General features: G+C 53.5%; 1 protein-coding gene. It reads right to left on the reverse strand.

The window, feature by feature from the left end; genetic code table 11:
- The coding region (locus HMPREF3119_RS09155; protein ID WP_371327755.1) for a TipJ family phage tail tip protein at nucleotides 1-1201 on the reverse strand (1201 nt) is incomplete at both ends.

Raw genomic sequence — 1201 nt, forward strand, 5'->3', positions numbered from 1 at the left:
CAGCGACTTCCAGATTGCCGAAGCCGTGCCTTTCTCCATGTCATACTCGGCTTTGATGGAGTTCTGCGCACGGGCAAGGCTTTTATCTGCAGTGGCCTGTACTGCATCAAGGTGCTCAGCAAGCGCTTTGGTTTCCGTCACCACATAGTTATCAACGCGGATAATTTCAGCCTTCATCACACCATTTTCACGCTGCAGGTGCATCCACTGGCCATAGGTGTTGTTGGCGTTGTTGATAATGGCCTCGAATGAGTCCATGTCGTTATTGCTGAGTTCCTGAATAATTTTTGAGTCTTCCAGGATCGCTTCAACATCATCCAGAATAGCCTCTGTATCAAACTCGGCCACGCCGAGCACAAACTCAGTCCAGGGTGACTGATTGCCGGTTTTATCCACCAGCCGGGCACGGAAATAAAACGCGGTACCGGCGGCCAGACCGGCCAGTTCGTGAGAGCGGGATGGGTACGGCACATCGGCCAGCAGTAACAGATTCTGCCCGTCGTTGGTTTTGCTGTACTGAATTTCAGTTTTCAGGGTGTCTTCCGTAAATTTCCCGAACTCCCAGTTCAGTTTGATCCCGAATACCAGCGTGCTCGCGCGAAAGTTCAGCGGCACCGGCGGATTTCCCGCCTTGCCGGTCAGCCGGGTTTCCTCTGAATATCCCCAGCCGCTGGAGATTTCGGCTGCGTTGATTGCCCTGACCCGCACCAAATAGCGTCCTGAATAGACCCCGGGCACGTCAAATGAAGTCGTGGCATTGCGCGGTACATTGATCCAGTTGCCGTCATCACGCCGCCACTGCGCCTCATAGGCAATGGCATTCTCTGCCGGTGACCAGGTAACCTGCATGGTTTCAACGCTGATCCCCTGGTTCACGACAGAATAAGAGTTAATGATGATATCTTTCGGCGAGAACTGGTTGCCGGGCGGAATAACACTGATTGGCCGTTCATCGAGTACCGCGCCGGTGTCTATCCGGTCGTATTTGTCCGGATCATGCATGGCCGCCGATATCGTGAATGTGCCATCATCATTCTCAGTCACACTCACCACCCGGTACTGCTGGGCGTATAACTCGTCTGATTCCGTTACCCAGACACATTCCGGTTCCGGCGTTTCACTGTATTCCGTGGTAACAGTGACCACGTTAACCGTGACCATCTGAATAGTGCGGGCCTGTGATTTACCGGACGGCAGGTTC

Source organism: Morganella sp. HMSC11D09, from assembly GCF_001807955.1.
GTDB classification, from domain to species: Bacteria; Pseudomonadota; Gammaproteobacteria; order Enterobacterales; family Enterobacteriaceae; genus Morganella; species Morganella morganii.